Source organism: Enterobacter sp. MEB024 (assembly GCF_030209635.1).
GTDB classification, from domain to species: Bacteria; Pseudomonadota; Gammaproteobacteria; order Enterobacterales; family Enterobacteriaceae; genus Enterobacter; species Enterobacter ludwigii.
Genome location: NZ_JARVRQ010000009.1, coordinates 22,581 through 40,061, shown reverse-complemented (window position 1 = coordinate 40,061; position 17,481 = coordinate 22,581). Strand labels below are relative to the sequence as shown.

At 55.0% G+C, this 17,481-nt stretch carries 18 protein-coding genes; 7 read left to right on the top strand and 11 right to left on the bottom strand.

Features of this window, described 5'->3' with window-relative positions:
• Positions 1-46: 46 nt before the first annotated feature.
• Complete coding sequence (locus QRN24_RS15860) at positions 47-535, bottom strand: cupin domain-containing protein (RefSeq protein ID WP_149377033.1); 489 nt, start codon at positions 533-535, stop codon at positions 47-49.
• Between the two features lie 115 nt (positions 536-650).
• On the opposite strand from QRN24_RS15860, the gene zur reads away from it, so the two are divergent.
• Positions 651-1,163, top strand: a complete 513-nt coding sequence (gene zur, locus QRN24_RS15855; RefSeq protein WP_014168206.1) for a zinc uptake transcriptional repressor Zur — start codon at positions 651-653, stop codon at positions 1,161-1,163.
• 48 nt (positions 1,164-1,211) lie between these two features.
• On the opposite strand, the gene QRN24_RS15850 is transcribed toward zur, so the two are convergent.
• From QRN24_RS15850 to QRN24_RS15835, 4 genes are all read right to left on the bottom strand, one after another.
• Positions 1,212-1,421 carry a CsbD family protein gene (locus tag QRN24_RS15850; RefSeq protein ID WP_014168205.1) on the bottom strand — a complete coding sequence of 70 codons (210 nt, stop codon included), beginning with the start codon at positions 1,419-1,421 and terminating at the stop codon, positions 1,212-1,214.
• Positions 1,422-1,540: 119 nt separating this feature from the next.
• On the bottom strand, positions 1,541-2,878 hold the full coding sequence (gene dinF, locus QRN24_RS15845) for an MATE family efflux transporter DinF (protein ID WP_014168204.1): 1,338 nt from the start codon (positions 2,876-2,878) through the stop codon (positions 1,541-1,543).
• Positions 2,879-2,941: 63 nt separating this feature from the next.
• On the bottom strand, positions 2,942-3,550 hold the full coding sequence (lexA, locus tag QRN24_RS15840; RefSeq protein ID WP_014168203.1) for a transcriptional repressor LexA: 609 nt from the start codon (positions 3,548-3,550) through the stop codon (positions 2,942-2,944).
• A 108-nt stretch (positions 3,551-3,658) separates the two neighbouring features.
• On the bottom strand, positions 3,659-4,027 hold the full coding sequence (locus QRN24_RS15835; RefSeq protein WP_014168202.1) for a diacylglycerol kinase: 369 nt from the start codon (positions 4,025-4,027) through the stop codon (positions 3,659-3,661).
• A gap of 154 nt (positions 4,028-4,181) precedes the next feature.
• On the opposite strand from QRN24_RS15835, the gene plsB reads away from it, so the two are divergent.
• A complete protein-coding gene (gene plsB / locus QRN24_RS15830; RefSeq protein ID WP_020882845.1) occupies positions 4,182-6,602 on the top strand; it encodes a glycerol-3-phosphate 1-O-acyltransferase PlsB in 2,421 nt (806 codons plus the stop codon).
• Positions 6,603-6,666: 64 nt separating this feature from the next.
• On the opposite strand, the gene ubiA is transcribed toward plsB, so the two are convergent.
• From ubiA to malK, 5 genes are all read right to left on the bottom strand, one after another.
• Positions 6,667-7,536 (bottom strand): 4-hydroxybenzoate octaprenyltransferase, encoded by an 870-nt coding sequence (gene ubiA / locus QRN24_RS15825; protein WP_025206398.1) that lies wholly within the window; start codon positions 7,534-7,536, stop codon positions 6,667-6,669.
• Positions 7,537-7,548: 12 nt separating this feature from the next.
• Complete coding sequence (gene ubiC, locus QRN24_RS15820) at positions 7,549-8,046, bottom strand: chorismate lyase (RefSeq protein WP_014168199.1); 498 nt, start codon at positions 8,044-8,046, stop codon at positions 7,549-7,551.
• Between the two features lie 180 nt (positions 8,047-8,226).
• Complete coding sequence (gene malM / locus QRN24_RS15815; RefSeq protein ID WP_020882847.1) at positions 8,227-9,180, bottom strand: maltose operon protein MalM; 954 nt, start codon at positions 9,178-9,180, stop codon at positions 8,227-8,229.
• A 114-nt stretch (positions 9,181-9,294) separates the two neighbouring features.
• Positions 9,295-10,605, bottom strand: coding sequence for a maltoporin (locus tag QRN24_RS15810; RefSeq protein WP_020882848.1), 1,311 nt, complete (start codon positions 10,603-10,605; stop codon positions 9,295-9,297).
• 42 nt (positions 10,606-10,647) lie between these two features.
• The gene (malK, locus tag QRN24_RS15805; protein ID WP_014168196.1) at positions 10,648-11,757 is read right to left on the bottom strand and encodes a maltose/maltodextrin ABC transporter ATP-binding protein MalK; all 1,110 of its coding nucleotides are present in this window, start codon (positions 11,755-11,757) and stop codon (positions 10,648-10,650) included.
• 372 nt (positions 11,758-12,129) lie between these two features.
• On the opposite strand from malK, the gene malE reads away from it, so the two are divergent.
• The 3 genes from malE to malG all read left to right on the top strand — a co-directional run bounded on the left by malE (position 12,130) and on the right by malG (position 15,836).
• Entirely contained in the window at positions 12,130-13,320 is a 1,191-nt protein-coding gene (gene malE, locus QRN24_RS15800; protein WP_020882849.1) for a maltose/maltodextrin ABC transporter substrate-binding protein MalE, read from the top strand.
• Positions 13,321-13,386: 66 nt separating this feature from the next.
• Positions 13,387-14,931: a maltose ABC transporter permease MalF gene (gene malF, locus QRN24_RS15795; protein ID WP_020882850.1), complete on the top strand. Its 1,545-nt coding sequence runs from the start codon at positions 13,387-13,389 to the stop codon at positions 14,929-14,931.
• A gap of 14 nt (positions 14,932-14,945) precedes the next feature.
• Positions 14,946-15,836 (top strand): maltose ABC transporter permease MalG, encoded by an 891-nt coding sequence (malG, locus tag QRN24_RS15790; protein ID WP_014168193.1) that lies wholly within the window; start codon positions 14,946-14,948, stop codon positions 15,834-15,836.
• A 96-nt stretch (positions 15,837-15,932) separates the two neighbouring features.
• Here malG and psiE read toward each other — a convergent pair whose 3' ends face one another.
• Positions 15,933-16,343 carry a phosphate-starvation-inducible protein PsiE gene (gene psiE / locus QRN24_RS15785; RefSeq protein ID WP_020882851.1) on the bottom strand — a complete coding sequence of 137 codons (411 nt, stop codon included), beginning with the start codon at positions 16,341-16,343 and terminating at the stop codon, positions 15,933-15,935.
• A 129-nt stretch (positions 16,344-16,472) separates the two neighbouring features.
• Between psiE and QRN24_RS15780 the strand changes: the two genes are divergently transcribed.
• Both QRN24_RS15780 and QRN24_RS15775 read left to right on the top strand, forming a co-directional pair.
• Positions 16,473-16,988, top strand: coding sequence for a GNAT family N-acetyltransferase (locus QRN24_RS15780; RefSeq protein WP_284942875.1), 516 nt, complete (start codon positions 16,473-16,475; stop codon positions 16,986-16,988).
• An 8-nt stretch (positions 16,989-16,996) separates the two neighbouring features.
• Positions 16,997-17,452, top strand: a complete 456-nt coding sequence (locus QRN24_RS15775) for an acyltransferase (RefSeq protein WP_063157172.1) — start codon at positions 16,997-16,999, stop codon at positions 17,450-17,452.
• Positions 17,453-17,481 lie beyond the last annotated feature (29 nt).

Below are 17,481 nucleotides of genomic sequence, written 5' to 3'. Positions count from 1 at the left end.
GCCTGTTGTTATTTGTGACGGCCCTCAATATTTATAGAAGAGGAAATTATTTTTTCCCAGGTTTTCCATCGTGCGGTCCGAAAAACTGAGGAGGGTGGTCTACCCAGCGATCGTCGCGCGTGGCGGCGTACTCCGGATTAAGCGGGTAATAGATACGGTTATGCTTCTTGTTGGCCTCACCCACCACCAGAAGCCGTACCTCTTCGCCGGTGTTGTTGATGAAGGTATGACAGACCCCGGTTCCGGCGGGAAAGCCCACGCTGTCGCCAGGTTCAAGTTTCCATAAATATCCGTTAATCCAGGCCTCAGGGTAGCCTTCAAGCACGTAGATAAACTCTTCTTCGTCGCTTTCAGCATGTGGATAAGAGGTCCGTCGGCCTGGCGGTAAACGCTCATGGTGTATACCAATGCGTCCAAGACCGAGCTTACGCGCCAGCGGTGCGCCAATGGAAAAACGTTCACTACTGTCGGGATAGGTTGAGTCATCTGCGCCTTCTATGTCGCGCCAGTGTCGAATACAGTCAGGTCTTTTCATCGTTTATTCCCCGGATTGCGTTGCGTCAGGTATAGCACAGCCTGGCGGATCTCGGTGTTTTTAGCAGAACATGATAAAGTGGGGGTTTTCCAGCCTATAACATCCGGGGTGCTAAATGGATAAGTCCACAAAAGAGCTGTTAGCGCAGGCAGAAAAGCTGTGCGTGCAACGCAATGTGCGCCTGACTCCGCAGCGCCTTGAAGTATTACGTTTGATGAGCCTGCAGCAGGGCGCGATCAGCGCGTACGATCTGCTTGATCTGCTGCGCGAAAGCGAGCCACAGGCTAAACCACCAACGGTGTACCGCGCGCTGGATTTCCTGCTGGAACAGGGCTTTGTGCATAAAGTTGAATCGACAAACAGCTATGTGCTGTGCCATCTGTTCGATCAGCCAACCCATACGTCGGCCATGTTTATCTGCGATCGCTGCGGCAGCGTGAAGGAAGAAGGTGCGGAAGGCGTTGAAGATATTATGCATACGCTGGCAGCCAAAATGGGCTTTGCGTTGCGTCATAACGTGATTGAAGCGCACGGCCTGTGCTCAGCCTGCGTAGAGGTAGAAGCCTGTCGACACCAGGATGAGTGCCAGCACGACCATTCGGTACTGGTGAAGAAAAAGCCGCGTTAACGGCAAAAGAAAAGGCGGCCCGAAGCCGCCCTCAGGGGGAGTAAAGGATTACCAGCGATAATCGTTACGGGTTTCCCAGTCTTTCACTTCGTTTTCAGCACGATCTTTCTCGTAGCCGTAACGTTCCTGAATTTTACCCACCAGCTGATCGCGTTTACCTTCGATGATGGTCATATCATCATCCGTCAGCTTACCCCACTGTTCTTTCGCTTTACCTTTGAACTGCTTCCAGTTGCCGCCGATTTCGTCTTTATTCATAATCGTGTCCTCGTGTTAAGCGTCTGTAAGTTTCGTCCGCTTCGTTCTTTTCTGCTGGACGTGATTATTATTGTAGTTAAGGATCCGGCAGTTGTTTTTATATTCGGAATCTTTAACCGTCACGATATATCGTGGCGGGAAGGCAGCCAGGTGTTATTTCGCCAGTGACGATGCCAGATAAAGGCCAGCGACAGACCACGTAACGCGAGGAAAACCGCCAGAGCCAGCCACAAACCGTGGTTGCCCAGATACGGCAGCGTCAGCAACGTCAGACCAAATCCCGCCGCAGCGACCGCCATGCTATTGCGCATCTCCGCACCTCGCGTCGCGCCAATAAACATGCCGTCCAGCAGATAACACCACACGCCCACCACCGGTAAGATTGCCTGCCAGAAGAGATAGTGACTCGCCAGTTCGCGCAGCGATGGGAGGGAGGTAAGTAAGGCAACGATCTGTTCACCCAGACAGGCGTAAATGAGTGCAAACGCCAGCGCCACCAGGCCTGACTGACGACAGGCGGCCCGCCACACCTCGCGGAGCTGGCCGCTTTCGCGTGCGCCATACGCTTGCCCGGAATGGGCTTCAACGGCATAGGCAAAGCCATCCAGCGCATACGCGGTAAAGGTCAGCAGCGTCATCAGGACCGCATTAACCGCGACGATCTCCGGCCCAAGTCGCGCCCCAAAGACCGTCAGCGCGCCAAAGCAGAGCTGAAGCAGTAACGAGCGCAGCATAATGTCGCGGTTAAGCGCCAGCAGCGTGCGGATATTACCGCGCCACGCGGTTTTGAGCATCGCAAGCGAGATACCGCGCAGGGCCAGCACGCGCCAGACCATCCACAGGCCGATGAAAAAGGTACCGTATTCTGCAATTGCCGTCGCCAGCGCGGCGCCCTGCACGTTCATATGCAGACCCATCACCAGCCAGACATCAAGCACGATGTTGAGAAGATTGCCTGCCACCAGCAGAATGACTGGCGCACGGGCATACTGCACGCCGAGTAACCAGCCAAGCAGGACCAGGTTCGCCAGTGATGCAGGCGCGCTGAGCCAGCGAATTTCAAGGAAGCGTCGCGCCTGCTCAAGTACCGCCTCGCTCCCGCCAACGACATGCAGCGCCAGATCAATCAGTGGCGTGCGCAACACCACGATCAGCGCACCCGCGCCCAGTGCAAGGATCAAGGGTTGTACCAGCGCTCGCGCCAGACGCAACGGATCTTTTGCGCCGTACGCCTGAGCCGTAAGCCCTGTGGTACTCATGCGCAAAAAGAGCAGCAGCATAAAAAGGAAGCTGGTTGCCGTCGCGCCGATCGCGACGCCGCCCAGATAAACGGGGGAATCCAGATGACCAATAACAGCCGTGTCTACCAGTCCCAGCAGAGGGACGGTGATATTGGAAAAAATCATTGGCAGTGCAAGACGCCACAATGCCTTATCTGATGTCGTCAGCAGTGACATGAAAAATACCGGCAGTGGAGATTGAATCAGGCTACGGCAGGTCCGTAGCCTGTTATGACATGATTACAGCCATTCACCGTTGCGGATAACCCCAACAGCCAGCCCTTCAATAGAGAAGTTATGTTCGCGGAGATCCACCACAATCGGGGAGAACTCGTTGTTTTCAGGCAGTAACTGGACGGTGTTACCCTGCTTTTTCAGACGCTTAACGGTAACTTCATCGTCAATACGCGCGACCACAACTTGCCCGTTGCGCACGTCCTGGGTTTTATGAACTGCGAGCAGATCGCCGTCCAGAATACCGATATCTTTCATCGACATGCCGCTGACGCGCAGCAGGAAATCTGCGCTCGGTTTAAACATGCCCGGGTCAACCTGGTAGTGACCTTCAATATGCTGTTGTGCCAGCAAAGGTTCACCTGCCGCGACACGGCCCACCAGCGGAATGCCTGTCTCTTCTTCCACCAGCAGACGGATGCCACGCGAAGCGCCCGATACAATCTCAATGACGCCTTTACGCGCCAGCGCTTTCAGGTGTTCTTCGGCAGCATTCGGAGAACGGAAACCCAGACGCTGAGCGATCTCCGCACGCGTGGGTGGCATACCCGTCTGGCCGATATGATCCCGGATGAGATCAAACACCTCTTGCTGCCTGGTCGTTAACGCTTTCATTCCGCCCCCTGGGTGTATATACAGTTATGCTGTGAGTATATACAGTCAAAGGCGATTTTGGAACCAAAAACTGCACAAAAAACCAGGGACTTAATTATTTCTCGAGGCTTATCGGAAATGTGACCAAAGCAGCGTGACCCAGGTGATGACCGCAGTGATAATCGCCAGCAATACGGCAGCAGACCCCATGTCTTTCGCCCGGCCGGAGAGCTCATGGAAATCAGAGCCGATACGGTCCACCACGGCCTCAATAGCGCTATTGAGAATTTCCACTATCATCACCAACAGCACGGAGCCGATCAACAAAACGCGGGTAATCGCATCAACATCAAGGAAACAGGCGATAATCACCGCGATGATAGCGGCGACGCCCTCCTGGCGAAACGCGGCTTCATTGACCCACGCGGCACGGAAACCTTTCCATGAATAGCCGGCGGCTTTGATGATTCGGGTTAACCCAGTGGTATTATTGGCCATTAAAAGAACCTTTTAATTAAAATAGCGTCAGTAACAGTAGGCGCAGCGTGTTTCGCTGCTGCCTGAAGTATGACGGGTAACAACAGAAATTTTGCGCGCTTTCTGTTATCCTTGCGCCGCAATTGCATTATTAACCAGAGGCTTTACATCGTTTATGTCCGGCTGGCCACGAATTTACTACAAATTACTTAATTTACCATTAAGCGTCCTGGTAAAAAGCAAGTCTATCCCAGCGGAACCCGCGCTGGAATTGGGGCTCGATACGTCACGCCCAATTATGTACGTTTTGCCTTATAACTCGAAGGCAGACCTACTGACGCTTCGCGCCCAGTGTCTGGCGCATGATTTACCTGACCCGCTTGAACCCCTCGAAGTCGACGGCACTCTGCTGCCGCGCTATGTGTTCATTCACGGCGGGCCGCGCGTGTTTACCTATTACACGCCAAAGGAAGAGTCCATCAAGCTTTTCCACGACTATCTCGACCTGCACCGCAGCAATCCGGGTCTGGATGTGCAGATGGTGCCGGTATCGGTGATGTTTGGTCGTCGCCCGGGCAGAGAGAAAGGTGAAGAGAACCCACCGCTGCGCATGCTTAACGGCATTCAGAAATTCTTCGCGGTCTCCTGGCTGGGACGTGACAGCTTCGTGCGTTTCTCCCCGTCCGTTTCGCTGCGCCGTATGGCGGACGAACACGGCACCGACAAGATTATCGCGCAGAAACTGGCGCGCGTGGCGCGTATGCACTTCGCCCGTCAGCGTCTGGCTGCCGTCGGCCCGCGTCTTCCTGCACGTCAGGACCTCTTCAACAAGCTGCTGGCCTCCAAAGCGATTGCCAGGGCCGTTGAAGACGAAGCGCGCAGCAAAAAGATTTCCCATGAGAAAGCACAGCAGAACGCTATTGCGCTGATGGAAGAGATTGCCGCGAACTTCTCTTACGAGATGATTCGTCTTTCCGATCGTATTCTGGGCTTTACGTGGAACCGCCTCTATCAGGGAATCAACGTTCATAACGCCGAGCGCGTACGCCAGCTGGCCCATGATGGCCATGAGATTGTCTATGTCCCCTGCCACCGCAGCCACATGGACTATCTGCTCCTCTCCTATGTGCTCTATCACCAGGGTCTGGTACCGCCGCACATCGCTGCCGGCATTAACCTGAACTTCTGGCCAGCCGGCCCGATTTTCCGTCGCCTGGGGGCGTTCTTTATTCGTCGTACCTTTAAGGGCAACAAGCTCTACTCCACCGTATTCCGTGAATATCTTGGCGAGCTGTTCAGCCGCGGTTATTCCGTTGAATACTTCGTGGAAGGGGGTCGCTCCCGTACCGGTCGTCTGCTCGATCCTAAAACCGGCACGCTGTCGATGACCATTCAGGCGATGCTGCGCGGGGGAACCCGCCCGATCACGCTGGTACCCATTTACATTGGCTACGAGCACGTGATGGAAGTGGGCACCTACGCCAAAGAGCTGCGCGGTGCGACCAAAGAGAAAGAGAGCCTGCCGCAGATGCTGCGCGGCCTGAGCAAGTTACGCAACCTTGGCCAGGGCTACGTCAACTTTGGCGAGCCGATGCCGCTGATGACCTACCTGAACAACCATGTTCCGGAGTGGCGCGAGTCTATCGATCCTATCGAAGCGATTCGCCCGGCCTGGCTGACGCCTACGGTCAACAGCATCGCCTCTGAACTGATGGTGCGTATTAACAACGCCGGTGCGGCAAACGCCATGAACCTGTGCTGTACGGCGCTTCTGGCCTCTCGTCAGCGTTCACTGACCCGTGAACAGCTTACGGAGCAGCTGGATTGCTATCTGGATATGATGCGCAACGTGCCGTACTCGGTGGATTCGACCGTACCGGTAAGCACGGCAAGCGAGCTTATCGAGCATGCCCTGCAGATGAACAAGTTTGAAGTCGAAAAGGACACCATCGGCGACATCATCATTCTCCCGCGTGAGCAGGCGGTGCTGATGACTTACTATCGCAACAACATCGCGCATATGCTGATGCTGCCCTCGCTCATGGCGGCCATCATCACCCAGCATCGTCGCATCTCGCGTCAGGAGCTGTTGCGTCATGTTGAAACGCTCTATCCAATGCTGAAAGCGGAGCTGTTCCTGCGCTGGGACAAGGACGAACTGGCGACTGAGCTGGATAAACTGACCGAAGAGCTGCGTCGTCAGGGGCTGATTACCGTCACGAACGACGAGCTGCATATCAATCCGTCACGGTCCCGTACCCTGCAACTGCTGGCGGCGGGCGCGCGTGAAACGCTGCAGCGCTACGCCATCACCTTCTGGTTGCTGAGCGCGAATCCGTCCATTAACCGCGGTACGCTCGAGAAAGAGAGCCGGACGCTGGCACAGCGCCTGTCTGTTCTGCACGGGATTAACGCCCCGGAATTCTTCGACAAAGCGGTCTTCAGCTCTCTGGTGCTGACGCTGCGTGATGAAGGGTTTATCAGTGATACGGGCGATGCCGAGCCGGAAGAGACGCTGAAGGTGTACCAGATGCTGGCCGAACTGATCACGTCTGATGTGCGTTTAACGATTGAAAGTGCGACGCAAGGCGAGTGAAGCGTGCAGCGGTCTGATGACCTGTGATGAAAGCAAAAACGGCAGCCTTCTGGCTGCCGTTTTTTTACGAAAAGTAGCTCATCGCCAGCCCTAAAAACAGCACCAGACCGACATAGTTGTTATTCATAAACGCCTTGAAGCAGGCTTCACGCTCCCGTTTCGCAATCAGCTTCTGCTGGTAGACAAACAGCATTCCCGCCACCAGCACGGCCCAGTAAAACGCCCAGTTGAGCCCGTTCAGGTAACCCATCGTCACCATTAACGCCAGCACCGCAACCTGCAGGATACCGATGATCAGCTTGTCATGACGTCCGAAGAGGATCGCCGTCGATTTAATGCCAATCTTCAGGTCATCGTCGCGGTCTACCATCGCGTATTGCGTGTCGTATGCCACGGCCCAGAGAATGTTCGCCAGGAACATCAGCCAGCAGCTTAACGGGACGGACTCACTCACCGCCGCAAACGCCATCGGGATCGACCAGCCAAACGCCGCGCCCAGCACCACCTGAGGCAGGTGGGTGTAGCGCTTCATGAACGGATAAACCCAGGCCAGAGCCAGGGCCGCGACTGAAAGCAGAATGGTCATGGTGTTCAGGGTTAACACCAGCAGGAAAGAGAGCAGCACCAGTACGATAAACAGCGTACGGGCCTCTTTTTCGGTCACTTGCCCGCTGGGCAACGGACGATGGGCCGTACGTTTTACGTGCCCGTCGAATTTACGATCCGCATAGTCATTGACCACGCAGCCCGCCGCACGCATCAGCCAGACGCCTGCAATGAACACCCCCAGGATCCACAGCGGCGGTACCCCTGGTGTTGCTACCCATAGCGCCCAAAGGGTCGGCCACAGCAGCAGCAGCGCGCCGATGGGTTTATCTGTACGCATCAAGCGATGATAAGCCAACAGCTTATTCTGCGTCAGGCTCCACTCCATTTTTTCTTCCTCTCAGTACAACGGCGATGCCGGTAAAAAAAGCTCCGTCAGTATTAACGGTTTACCGCTCAGGCGAAGGCGGGAACGACGCCCCCACAGTTCGGCATCGCGACCAATCTCAATAAAATCCCGGGTAAGCTCGGACGACGTGAAAAGATAACGCCCCAGCGGCGTATTCCCCAGCCGTTGTAGCGCCAGCTCTGGCCCGGAAAGGGTAGACTCGGGAACGACCGTTCGTCCGGCAAGCCATGGCTCACCGTCTGCACAGAGTAAAATTTCGCGCAGCCAGTAGCGTTCTTCCTGCGGCAACAGCGGCAGCTCAGAGGCGATCTCAGCGCAAGAGACAAACCCTTCCTGAACCAGGGTCACCGTAACGGTTTTGCCCTGCTGCTCGAAACGTTTAGTCATGGAATCTTCCAGCAGCAGCCAGTCCAGTTGCTCCGGGTCAAGCGCAGGTATTTGGTCGAAATAGCGCAGCGCACGCAGTTGCGTTAGCGCGGGGTGTGACATGCCAGACTCTCCGATACATAACGTAATGGCATTGTATCGCAGAAAAGCGGATTGAGGGGGGCCAAACGTTATTTAACGATCACGATCGCAACAAGAGCGCAACAGCCCGTTTGACACCAAAAAAAGTGCGCCCACTCAGGCGCACTAAACTACTAACAAATCAGCACTGTGGGGAAACGGTTACCCCTTGCCTTTTACACTGCTGATAAAGGTGGAACGGGCAGTGGTTGAACCTAAACGTTCGGCTTCATCAAGCAGTTTCAGCGCTTTGTCGACATCGCCGCGCTTCACCGCCTGCTTAATGGCGTTATTGAAGTATTCTTCGGTGTCGTTCAGTACCGGCTCGGCTTTCTTCGCCGGAACTGGGGCTGCGGTTGCAGCCGGAGCCGCCGCCGTAGCAACGGGTGCGGCATACACAGGCGCAGCAGTGTTCCCCACCGTGACCGGGCCTGTACCGGATGAACCAAACAGAGGGCCAACCAGTACGCTGGAAGCACTGTTTGTTGAGACTTTCAGCTTCAGCAACCCGTCGGTGACATGACGCGCTAACGGATCCGGGATATCCGGAACAGAGTTACCGGTTCCTTTGGCATAGGCTTTTGCCGGGTCGGTGAGCTTAGTGGTCTGCTGCAAATCTTTGTCCGTGGTGAAGACCAGGACATAAATCTTCTGCTGTCCCAGAGCAGGCGTCAGGCGCATTTTGCCTTCGAGGCGGTCAGCGCTCATGACGCCAGGTTCCTGGTAGCCAAAATAGTCGCTCGGGAAGAAGGCAGATGGCGTCAGGTTTTGATCCAGAATCAGGACGTTAGGCGCAAATACGCTGGTCTGCTTGCTTACCTCGCTGGTCAGCGTCAGGGTCAGCTCACCAATATTGGCCGGGACGCTGAAAGCGGCAACCGGACCGGCAATCCCCGGCACGTTAAGCTGTTGGCCTGCCGCAGAAAGTTGGGTCGACTGGGTTTTGGATTGGTCAACCGGCGTCCAGGTCAGTTGCTGGAGCGCCGCCGCCGGGATGGCAGGCGCAGCGCTGGTATTTTGTGGCACGAAATTGACATCTGCGAAGGTGATCGCCGGAACACAGGCCAGCAGCCCCGCAGAGAGGCACAGCGCGACGAGACTTTTCTTCATTTTCATTGTTATTACCTCTGATAGCGTGAGCACTGCGGTGGCCAGGCAATAGCGCGCAGCACCCTAAGGATAGAGGGGCTTGCGCCCCTCTTTTTAGGTCATTACGTCAGGTCTACCGAATTACCACCAGATTTCCATCTGGGCACCGAAGGTCCACTCGTCGGAGTCGCCACGGCTGAAGGTTTTCGCGGAAGTGTCGCTATACGCTACGCCAGAGGTATAACCTGCGCCTGAGTCGTTGTTCGCATAGCCCCATTTCTCATCCCACTTCGCGTAGGTTGCGAAGACACGGATAGCCGGGCGAGACCAGATGCTGTCGCCTGCCTGCCATTGCTGTGCCAGGGTGATTTTGTATTGGCTGTTTTTCTCGTCAGTTTTCTGAGACTTAACGTTGTCGTAGCCCACTTCAAGCAGGGTGCTCATGATTGGCGTCCATTTGAACATTGGACGAACGCCGACAGTCCACCACTCTGTACCATTGTTGTTGTCACGATCGATATTCTGGTACATACCGACGTACATCAGGTCCCAACGGTCTGCCAGGGTGATTGCACCGTGGTCCAGCACACGCCACATGGAACCGTCGTTATCAATGCTACCGCCCTGCGGAATACCTTTGCCGTTAGAGGTCATGGAGTCCGTACCGTACTGCAGCACGAACTTGTTGAAGCCTTTCAACATGCTCTGGGTGTGCTCAGCGGTGAACAGCCAGCCATCTTTAGAGGCGCCAGGCTGCAGATAGTAGTCGTCAGGAATGTTGGTGTGACCATAGTCAACACCCAGTTCCAGTGTACCACCCGGGTTGGTTTCCAGGCCGGCCAGACGGACGTCGAAGACATCGTTTGGTACTACGTTGTCATAAATACGGTCGCCGTTCGCATCACGATCGGCGAAGGTTGCAGAACCGCCGGACTCAGAAGAACGGGTCGCGGCCAGAGACAGTTTACCGAAGCCCAGATCGATGTTTTCGATACCCGCACCAGGACCAGAGATATCCCAGTAGTAGAAGTCGATCATGTGGACGTCATGACGCTGATAGAAACGCTTACCGGCCCAGATGGTGGAGCCTGGCAGCCATTCAATCAGGTTTTTACCCTGCACGTTTGCTTCACGGAAGGCCGGGCTGGTGGATTCCCAGTCATTCTGCTGAGAAACGGAATACGCAACGTTAGTGTCGAAATAGAAGCTCTTATCGCCCTCTTTCCACACTTCCTGACCCAGTTTCAATTCGGCGTAGGTTTCACATTCGTTACCGAGACGGTATTTACTTTGTGCACCGGTTGCCTGGAAACATTGTTGTTCACCGCCACTCCCGGTCCAGCCAATGCCAGAACGAGCATAACCTTTAAAGTCCACGGCACCCGCGTGTGCAGACAAAATGCCTGCCGTCACGGCGATTGCCAGAGGAAGTTTGCGCAGAGTAATCATCATTCTATCTCCTGAGATCATTGCTTTTCTTTGTAATTGGAATGCTTAAACGCCTGGCTCTTTGTGCAACCGACGACATGCGGTGCCATCCTCACGGAACAGATGGCAACGCTCTGGCGGCAAACCGATAGCGAATGTGGCACCCTCTTCTACCAACACCACGTCATTCTGGCGGTAGACCAGGTTCTGACGGATGGCGGGGATCTGGATATGAATCTGTGTTTCGTGACCAAGTTGTTCGACGACCTGAACGTCACCTTCCAGCGTCACATCGGCGATGTGGCTCGGCAGTAAATGCTCAGGACGAATACCGAGGGACATATTGGCCCCCACCTGTACGTTGGCGCTGTCGACCGGCAGCCACACTTGCTGACGGTTTGGCAACTCCACCTGTACCTGTTCAATGGCTGTCGCGGTCACTTTGACGGGCAGGAAGTTCATCTTTGGCGAGCCAATAAAGCCCGCAACAAAGCGGTCTGCCGGGTAGTGATAAAGCTCCAGCGGTTTACCCACCTGCGCCACGCGACCGGCGTCCAGCACCACAATTTTGTCGGCCAGCGTCATCGCTTCGACCTGATCGTGGGTGACGTAAATCATCGTGCGGCCAAGACGTTTGTGCAGACGGGAGATTTCGATACGCATCTGGACGCGCAGGGCGGCATCCAGGTTAGAAAGCGGTTCATCGAGCAGGAACACGCGCGGTTCGGCGACCAGCGTACGGCCAATTGCCACACGCTGACGCTGACCACCAGAAAGGGCTTTTGGTTTACGCTCAAGCAGGTGTGCCAGCTGTAACACTTCCGCCACCTGCGTGACGCGCTGGTTAATCACCTCTTTTTTCGCGCCCGCCAGCTTCAGACCGAAGGACATGTTCTCGGCTACGGAAAGGTGGGGATAGAGTGCATAAGACTGGAAAACCATGCCGACGCCACGTTCGGCAGGCGGAATGTCATTCATTCGGGTATCACCAATCAGCAAATCGCCGCTGGTGATGGTTTCAAGACCGGCAATCATACGCAGCAGAGTTGATTTACCGCAGCCAGATGGGCCGACAAATACCACGAATTCACCTTCGTGGATGTCCAGATTGATGTCTTTCGACACCACAACGTCACCCCAGGCTTTCGTTACATTACGCAGCTGTACGCTCGCCATGCCCTTCTCCCTTCGTTACAACCTGTCACCGACAGAAACATTCAAGATAAGTTCACTATGGGGTATCCATTACTTTCGTGAATCCTCCACCCCCCGGCTTTTTTATGGGGGAGGAGGCGGGAGGATGAGAGAGCAGGCTCTGCGACCGCCGCTGGAGGGCTGAGGCGAAATTCGTGAAGCCACCTGCAAAATTCACTGTGTTTTTATGTGCGCCAGCACTCATAACTTAAATTTATGTAACGGAGATCACACAAACGGGGGGTGGGGCGTAGGGGTTGGGAGGATGGAAAGAGGATGTCAAATAAGGAGACTGAGTCACGTTGAACCACCTCAGTGTATCCACGAGCACATCACCAAAAAAGGATGGCAGATATGAAGATCAAGACTGGCGCACGCGTTTTCGCATTGTCCGCCCTTGCAGCAATGATGATTTCCGCACCGGCTCTCGCCAAAATTGAAGAAGGTAAGCTGGTTATCTGGATTAACGGCGATAAAGGCTATAACGGCCTGGCCGAAGTGGGCAAGAAATTCGAGAAAGACACCGGTATCAAAGTTACCATTGAACACCCGGACAAACTGGAAGAGAAATTCCCGCAGGTGGCTGCAACGGGTGACGGTCCGGACATCATCTTCTGGGCACATGACCGTTTCGGTGGCTACGCGCAGTCGGGTCTGCTGGCTGAAGTGACGCCGGACAAAGCTTTCCAGGACAAACTGTACCCGTTCACCTGGGATGCCGTTCGCTATAACGGCAAGATCATCGCTTACCCAATCGCGGTAGAAGCGCTGTCTCTGATTTACAACAAAGACCTGGTACCCAACCCACCGAAAACCTGGGAAGAGATCCCGAAACTGGATAAAGAGCTGAAGGCGAAAGGTAAGAGCGCGCTGATGTTCAACCTGCAGGAACCGTACTTCACCTGGCCGCTGATTGCTGCCGACGGCGGTTACGCGTTCAAATTTGAAAACGGCAAATATGACGTGAAAGACGTGGGCGTGGACAACGCTGGCGCGAAAGCAGGCCTGACCTTCCTGGTTGACCTCATCAAGAACAAACACATGAACGCGGATACCGACTACTCCATCGCAGAAGCGGCGTTCAACAAAGGCGAAACCGCGATGACCATCAACGGTCCGTGGGCCTGGACCAACATCGACAAGAGCAAAATCAACTACGGCGTAACCCTGCTGCCAACCTTTAAAGGCAAGCCGTCTAAACCGTTCGTTGGCGTGCTGAGCGCAGGTATTAACGCTGCCAGCCCGAACAAAGAGCTGGCGAAAGAGTTCCTGGAAAACTACCTGCTGACCGATCAGGGTCTGGATGAAGTGAACAAGGACAAACCGCTGGGCGCAGTTGCGCTGAAATCCTTCCAGGATCAGCTGGCGAAAGACCCACGTATCGCGGCAACCATGGATAACGCCCAGAAAGGCGAAATCATGCCGAACATCCCACAAATGGCAGCGTTCTGGTACGCCACCCGTACCGCCGTCATCAACGCAGCAAGCGGTCGTCAGACGGTTGATGCTGCGCTGAAAGATGCTCAGGGTCGTATCACGAAGTAAGGCTTTTATCCCCTCTCTCCCCTGCGGAGAGAGGGAGAACAAAATGTGTTGTAGAGGAAGAACCCCATGGATGTCATTAAAAAGAAACACTGGTGGCAAAGCTCTGCCCTGAAGTGGTCTGTAATGGGTCTGCTGTGTCTGCTGGTGGGTTACCTTGTTGTTTTAATGTACGTACAAGGGGAATATCTGTTCGCCATCATGACGCTGATTTTAAGCTCTGCTGGCCTGTATATTTTCGCCAACCGTAAAGCCTATGCCTGGCGATATGTTTACCCGGGCGTGGCCGGGATGGGTCTGTTTGTCCTGTTCCCGCTGATTTGTACCATTGCTATCGCGTTCACCAACTACAGCAGCACCAACCAGCTTGCGCAGGAGCGCGCCCAACAGGTGCTGATGGACCGCTCTTATCAGGCGGGCAAAACCTTTAACTTCGGCCTGTATCCTGCGGGCAGCGAGTGGAAGTTAGCACTCACTGACGAAGAAACCGGCAAAAATTATGTCTCCGACGCTTTCAAATTTGGCGGCGAGCAGAAGCTGGCCTTAAAAGAGGCTGCGGCCCTGCCGGAAGGCGAACGCGCTAACCTGCGCATCATTACGCAGAACCGTCAGGCACTGACGCAGCTTACCGCCCAACTGCCGGACGAAAGCAAAGTGACCATGAGTTCACTGCGCCAGTTCTCCGGGACACAACCGCTTTATACGCTGGCGGACGACGGCACGCTGACCAACAACCAGAGCGGCGTGAAGTACCGTCCAAACAACGACATTGGTTTCTACCAGTCCATTACGGCTGATGGCAAATGGGGTGATGACAAGCTCAGCCCGGGCTACACCGTGACGATAGGCTGGGACAACTTCACCCGCGTCTTCACCGATGAAGGGATCCAGAAACCGTTCTTCGCCATCTTTGTCTGGACCGTGGTGTTCTCCATACTGACGGTGATCCTGACCGTTGCCGTGGGCATGGTGCTGGCGTGTCTGGTGCAGTGGGAATCTCTGAAAGGGAAAGCCATTTACCGCGTGCTGCTTATTCTGCCGTATGCCGTCCCGTCGTTTATCTCGATTCTGATTTTCAAAGGGCTGTTTAACCAGAGCTTCGGTGAAATCAACATGATGCTGAGCGCGCTGTTCGGCATCAAACCGGCCTGGTTCAGCGACCCCATCACCGCCCGCTCGATGATTATCATCGTGAACACCTGGCTCGGTTATCCGTACATGATGATCCTGTGCATGGGCCTGCTGAAGGCGATTCCGGACGATTTGTACGAAGCCTCGGCAATGGATGGCGCGGGTCCGTTCCAGAATTTCTTTAAGATTACGCTGCCGCTGCTCATTAAGCCGCTGACGCCGCTGATGATTGCCAGCTTTGCCTTCAACTTTAACAACTTCGTGCTGATTCAGCTGTTGACCAACGGTGGGCCTGACCGTCTTGGCACCACCACGCCGGCAGGCTATACCGACCTGCTCGTCAGCTACACCTACCGTATCGCCTTCGAAGGCGGCGGCGGTCAGGACTTCGGTCTGGCGGCCGCGATTGCCACCCTGATCTTCCTGCTGGTTGGCGCTCTGGCGATTGTGAACCTGAAAGCAACACGCATGAAATTCGACTAAGGAGGGCACAGAATATGTCTATGGTCCAACCCAAATCTCAGAAACTGCGCCTCTTCGCGACGCATTTAGGGCTGCTGATTTTTATCGCGGCAATCATGTTCCCGCTGCTGATGGTCATCGCCATTTCCCTGCGTGCCGGTAACTTCGCGACCGGGAGCCTGATCCCGGATGAAATCTCCTGGGAGCACTGGAAGTTAGCGCTGGGCTTCAGCGTTGAACACGCGGATGGCCGCGTCACGCCACCGCCGTTCCCGGTGCTGTTATGGCTGTGGAACTCGGTGAAAATTGCCGGGATTACCGCGATTGGAATTGTCGCACTCTCCACGACCTGTGCTTACGCCTTTGCCCGTATGCGTTTCCCGGGTAAGGCCACGCTGCTGAAAGGGATGCTGATTTTCCAGATGTTCCCGGCGGTACTGTCACTGGTGGCGTTGTATGCCTTGTTTGACCGACTGGGCCAGTATGTGCCGTTTATCGGCCTGAACACCCACGGTGGCGTCATCTTCGCCTATCTTGGCGGTATCGCGCTGCATGTGTGGACCATCAAAGGGTATTTCGAAACCATCGACGGCTCGCTGGAAGAAGCGGCGGCGCTGGATGGCGCGACCCCGTGGCAGGCATTCCGTCTGGTGCTTCTGCCGCTGTCGGTGCCGATCCTGGCGGTGGTCTTTATCCTGTCGTTTATCGCAGCCATCACCGAAGTGCCGGTCGCTTCCCTGTTACTGCGTGATGTCAACAGCTATACGCTGGCCGTCGGTATGCAGCAATACCTCAATCCGCAAAACTATTTGTGGGGCGACTTTGCGGCGGCGGCTGTACTCTCCGCCATCCCTATCACCGTCGTGTTCCTGCTGGCGCAGCGCTGGCTGGTGAATGGCCTGACGGCGGGCGGTGTGAAAGGTTAAGTTTCATTTGTTATGCCACTGCAACCCTCAACTTTAGACGTATTGTATTGACCCAACTTGTGACTGTTGTTAGGCGGCCTCCGGGCCGCCATTTTTTTATTCCCGTTTCAGCCGTTTCGAATTGCACAGCCAGAGCGTGATCACCAGCAGCAGGATCGCCGCCGAATAGATCAGTACGTCGAGCGGGGAGGTATGATCCACGATGATCAGCCGCACAATCGCGGTGATCCCGATGTAAACAAAATAGCGTAGCGGGAAATGAAAGCCTGACTGGAAATACTTCACAATCAGCGCGATAAATTCAAAGTAGAGAAAGTAGACCACCAGGCCTTCCACCAGCTCATATTTGCTGGTTTGTTCAGGGGCGAACAGCACATCCGCCAGATGCACCGTCTCTTTTCCCAAAAAGACGACCAGTATCAGGCCAAGGCTCAGCAGACCGAGGTTCAGCACGGTCTGGAGGATTGTTGAGATAAACTCAACGCGCGGGCGAGTCAGGGATGTCATAGAGCACCTCATTCTCCAGGGCGAGGTTCCTGTATAACGCAAAAATGTGACGGTGATCTATATTTTTTGTTTATATTATGTTCAGCGCTGTGGCATGTTGCATTGTGACACGCTTATTTCGACGAAGGGATGATGAAATTAACCATTCAACGCGCCACCCTGGATGATGCAAAACAGCTGAGTGAAATGGGGTATGCCAGCTACCGGCATCACTTTGGGCATCTATGGGAAAGCCAGACAGAGCTTGCCGCCTTTCTTGAGCAGGAATACGCACCGCAGGCGATAGCAGACAGCCTGATGCAGCCGGGCACTTACTGGCTCATTGCCAGCGCACAAATGCCAGTCGGATTCGCAAAATTCTCAACCCAGCAGACCATCGAGCCCGAGGGGCTGTCGGGTACGCTCCTGCATAAACTCTATTTATTGCCGGATGCCACAGGACACCGCTACGGCGAGCAACTCCTTGCGGAAGTGATTCGCCAGGCAAAAGCCTGTTCGGAAAATCTGCTGTGGCTGGAAGTCCTCGAAAAGAACCCTCGCGCACGCCGGTTTTACGAAGCGCAGGGGCTGAAACATGTCAAAGACATTCTCTTCGTCACTGCGGCGCAAACCAGCACCCTCCATATTATGTCGATGCCAGTCTAAGGAGATGTATGCCAGAGCAACGCCAGGCGGCTATTCGTCATGTTGTCTGCGGCGAAAACGTCGTCATTTACGAACCCGCGAATCTTTATGAATGTTCGCTGGGCGATAACGTCTTTATCGGCCCGTTTGTTGAAATCCAGGCTAACTCGCACATCGGTGCTGACAGCAAAATTCAGTCCCATACCTTCATCTGCGAGTACGTCACCGTCGGCGAGCGCTGTTTCATTGGCCATGGGGTGATGTTCGCCAACGATATGTTCCGCGACGGTAAACCCAATGCCGACCGGCGCAGCTGGGGACACATTCGCGTGGGCAACGACGTTTCAATCGGCAGCGGGGCCACCATTCTGGCTGTCTCAATTTGCGATGGGACGGTGATTGGGGCGGGAAGCGTGGTGACAAAGTCCATCACCGAGAAAGGGGTTTACGCCGGCAACCCGGCGAGGCTGTTGCGGCGTTTGTAATGTGGCCGGCAGGCGTAACGCTACCGGGC

What these genes read in the sequence shown, in the direction of transcription:
- QRN24_RS15775 (WP_063157172.1), top strand. Translation starts at nt 16,997, where the DNA reads ATGCCAGAGCAACGCCAGGCGGCTATTCGTCATGTTGTCTGCGGCGAA.
- plsB (WP_020882845.1), top strand. Translation starts at nt 4,182, where the DNA reads ATGTCCGGCTGGCCACGAATTTACTACAAATTACTTAATTTACCATTA.
- psiE (WP_020882851.1), bottom strand. Translation starts at nt 16,343, where the DNA reads ATGACATCCCTGACTCGCCCGCGCGTTGAGTTTATCTCAACAATCCTC.
- malG (WP_014168193.1), top strand. Translation starts at nt 14,946, where the DNA reads ATGTCTATGGTCCAACCCAAATCTCAGAAACTGCGCCTCTTCGCGACG.
- malE (WP_020882849.1), top strand. Translation starts at nt 12,130, where the DNA reads ATGAAGATCAAGACTGGCGCACGCGTTTTCGCATTGTCCGCCCTTGCA.
- QRN24_RS15780 (WP_284942875.1), top strand. Translation starts at nt 16,473, where the DNA reads ATGATGAAATTAACCATTCAACGCGCCACCCTGGATGATGCAAAACAG.
- malK (WP_014168196.1), bottom strand. Translation starts at nt 11,757, where the DNA reads ATGGCGAGCGTACAGCTGCGTAATGTAACGAAAGCCTGGGGTGACGTT.
- malM (WP_020882847.1), bottom strand. Translation starts at nt 9,180, where the DNA reads ATGAAAATGAAGAAAAGTCTCGTCGCGCTGTGCCTCTCTGCGGGGCTG.
- QRN24_RS15810 (WP_020882848.1), bottom strand. Translation starts at nt 10,605, where the DNA reads ATGATGATTACTCTGCGCAAACTTCCTCTGGCAATCGCCGTGACGGCA.
- zur (WP_014168206.1), top strand. Translation starts at nt 651, where the DNA reads ATGGATAAGTCCACAAAAGAGCTGTTAGCGCAGGCAGAAAAGCTGTGC.
- malF (WP_020882850.1), top strand. Translation starts at nt 13,387, where the DNA reads ATGGATGTCATTAAAAAGAAACACTGGTGGCAAAGCTCTGCCCTGAAG.
- QRN24_RS15860 (WP_149377033.1), bottom strand. Translation starts at nt 535, where the DNA reads ATGAAAAGACCTGACTGTATTCGACACTGGCGCGACATAGAAGGCGCA.
- QRN24_RS15850 (WP_014168205.1), bottom strand. Translation starts at nt 1,421, where the DNA reads ATGAATAAAGACGAAATCGGCGGCAACTGGAAGCAGTTCAAAGGTAAA.
- dinF (WP_014168204.1), bottom strand. Translation starts at nt 2,878, where the DNA reads ATGTCACTGCTGACGACATCAGATAAGGCATTGTGGCGTCTTGCACTG.
- ubiA (WP_025206398.1), bottom strand. Translation starts at nt 7,536, where the DNA reads ATGGAGTGGAGCCTGACGCAGAATAAGCTGTTGGCTTATCATCGCTTG.
- lexA (WP_014168203.1), bottom strand. Translation starts at nt 3,550, where the DNA reads ATGAAAGCGTTAACGACCAGGCAGCAAGAGGTGTTTGATCTCATCCGG.
- QRN24_RS15835 (WP_014168202.1), bottom strand. Translation starts at nt 4,027, where the DNA reads ATGGCCAATAATACCACTGGGTTAACCCGAATCATCAAAGCCGCCGGC.
- ubiC (WP_014168199.1), bottom strand. Translation starts at nt 8,046, where the DNA reads ATGTCACACCCCGCGCTAACGCAACTGCGTGCGCTGCGCTATTTCGAC.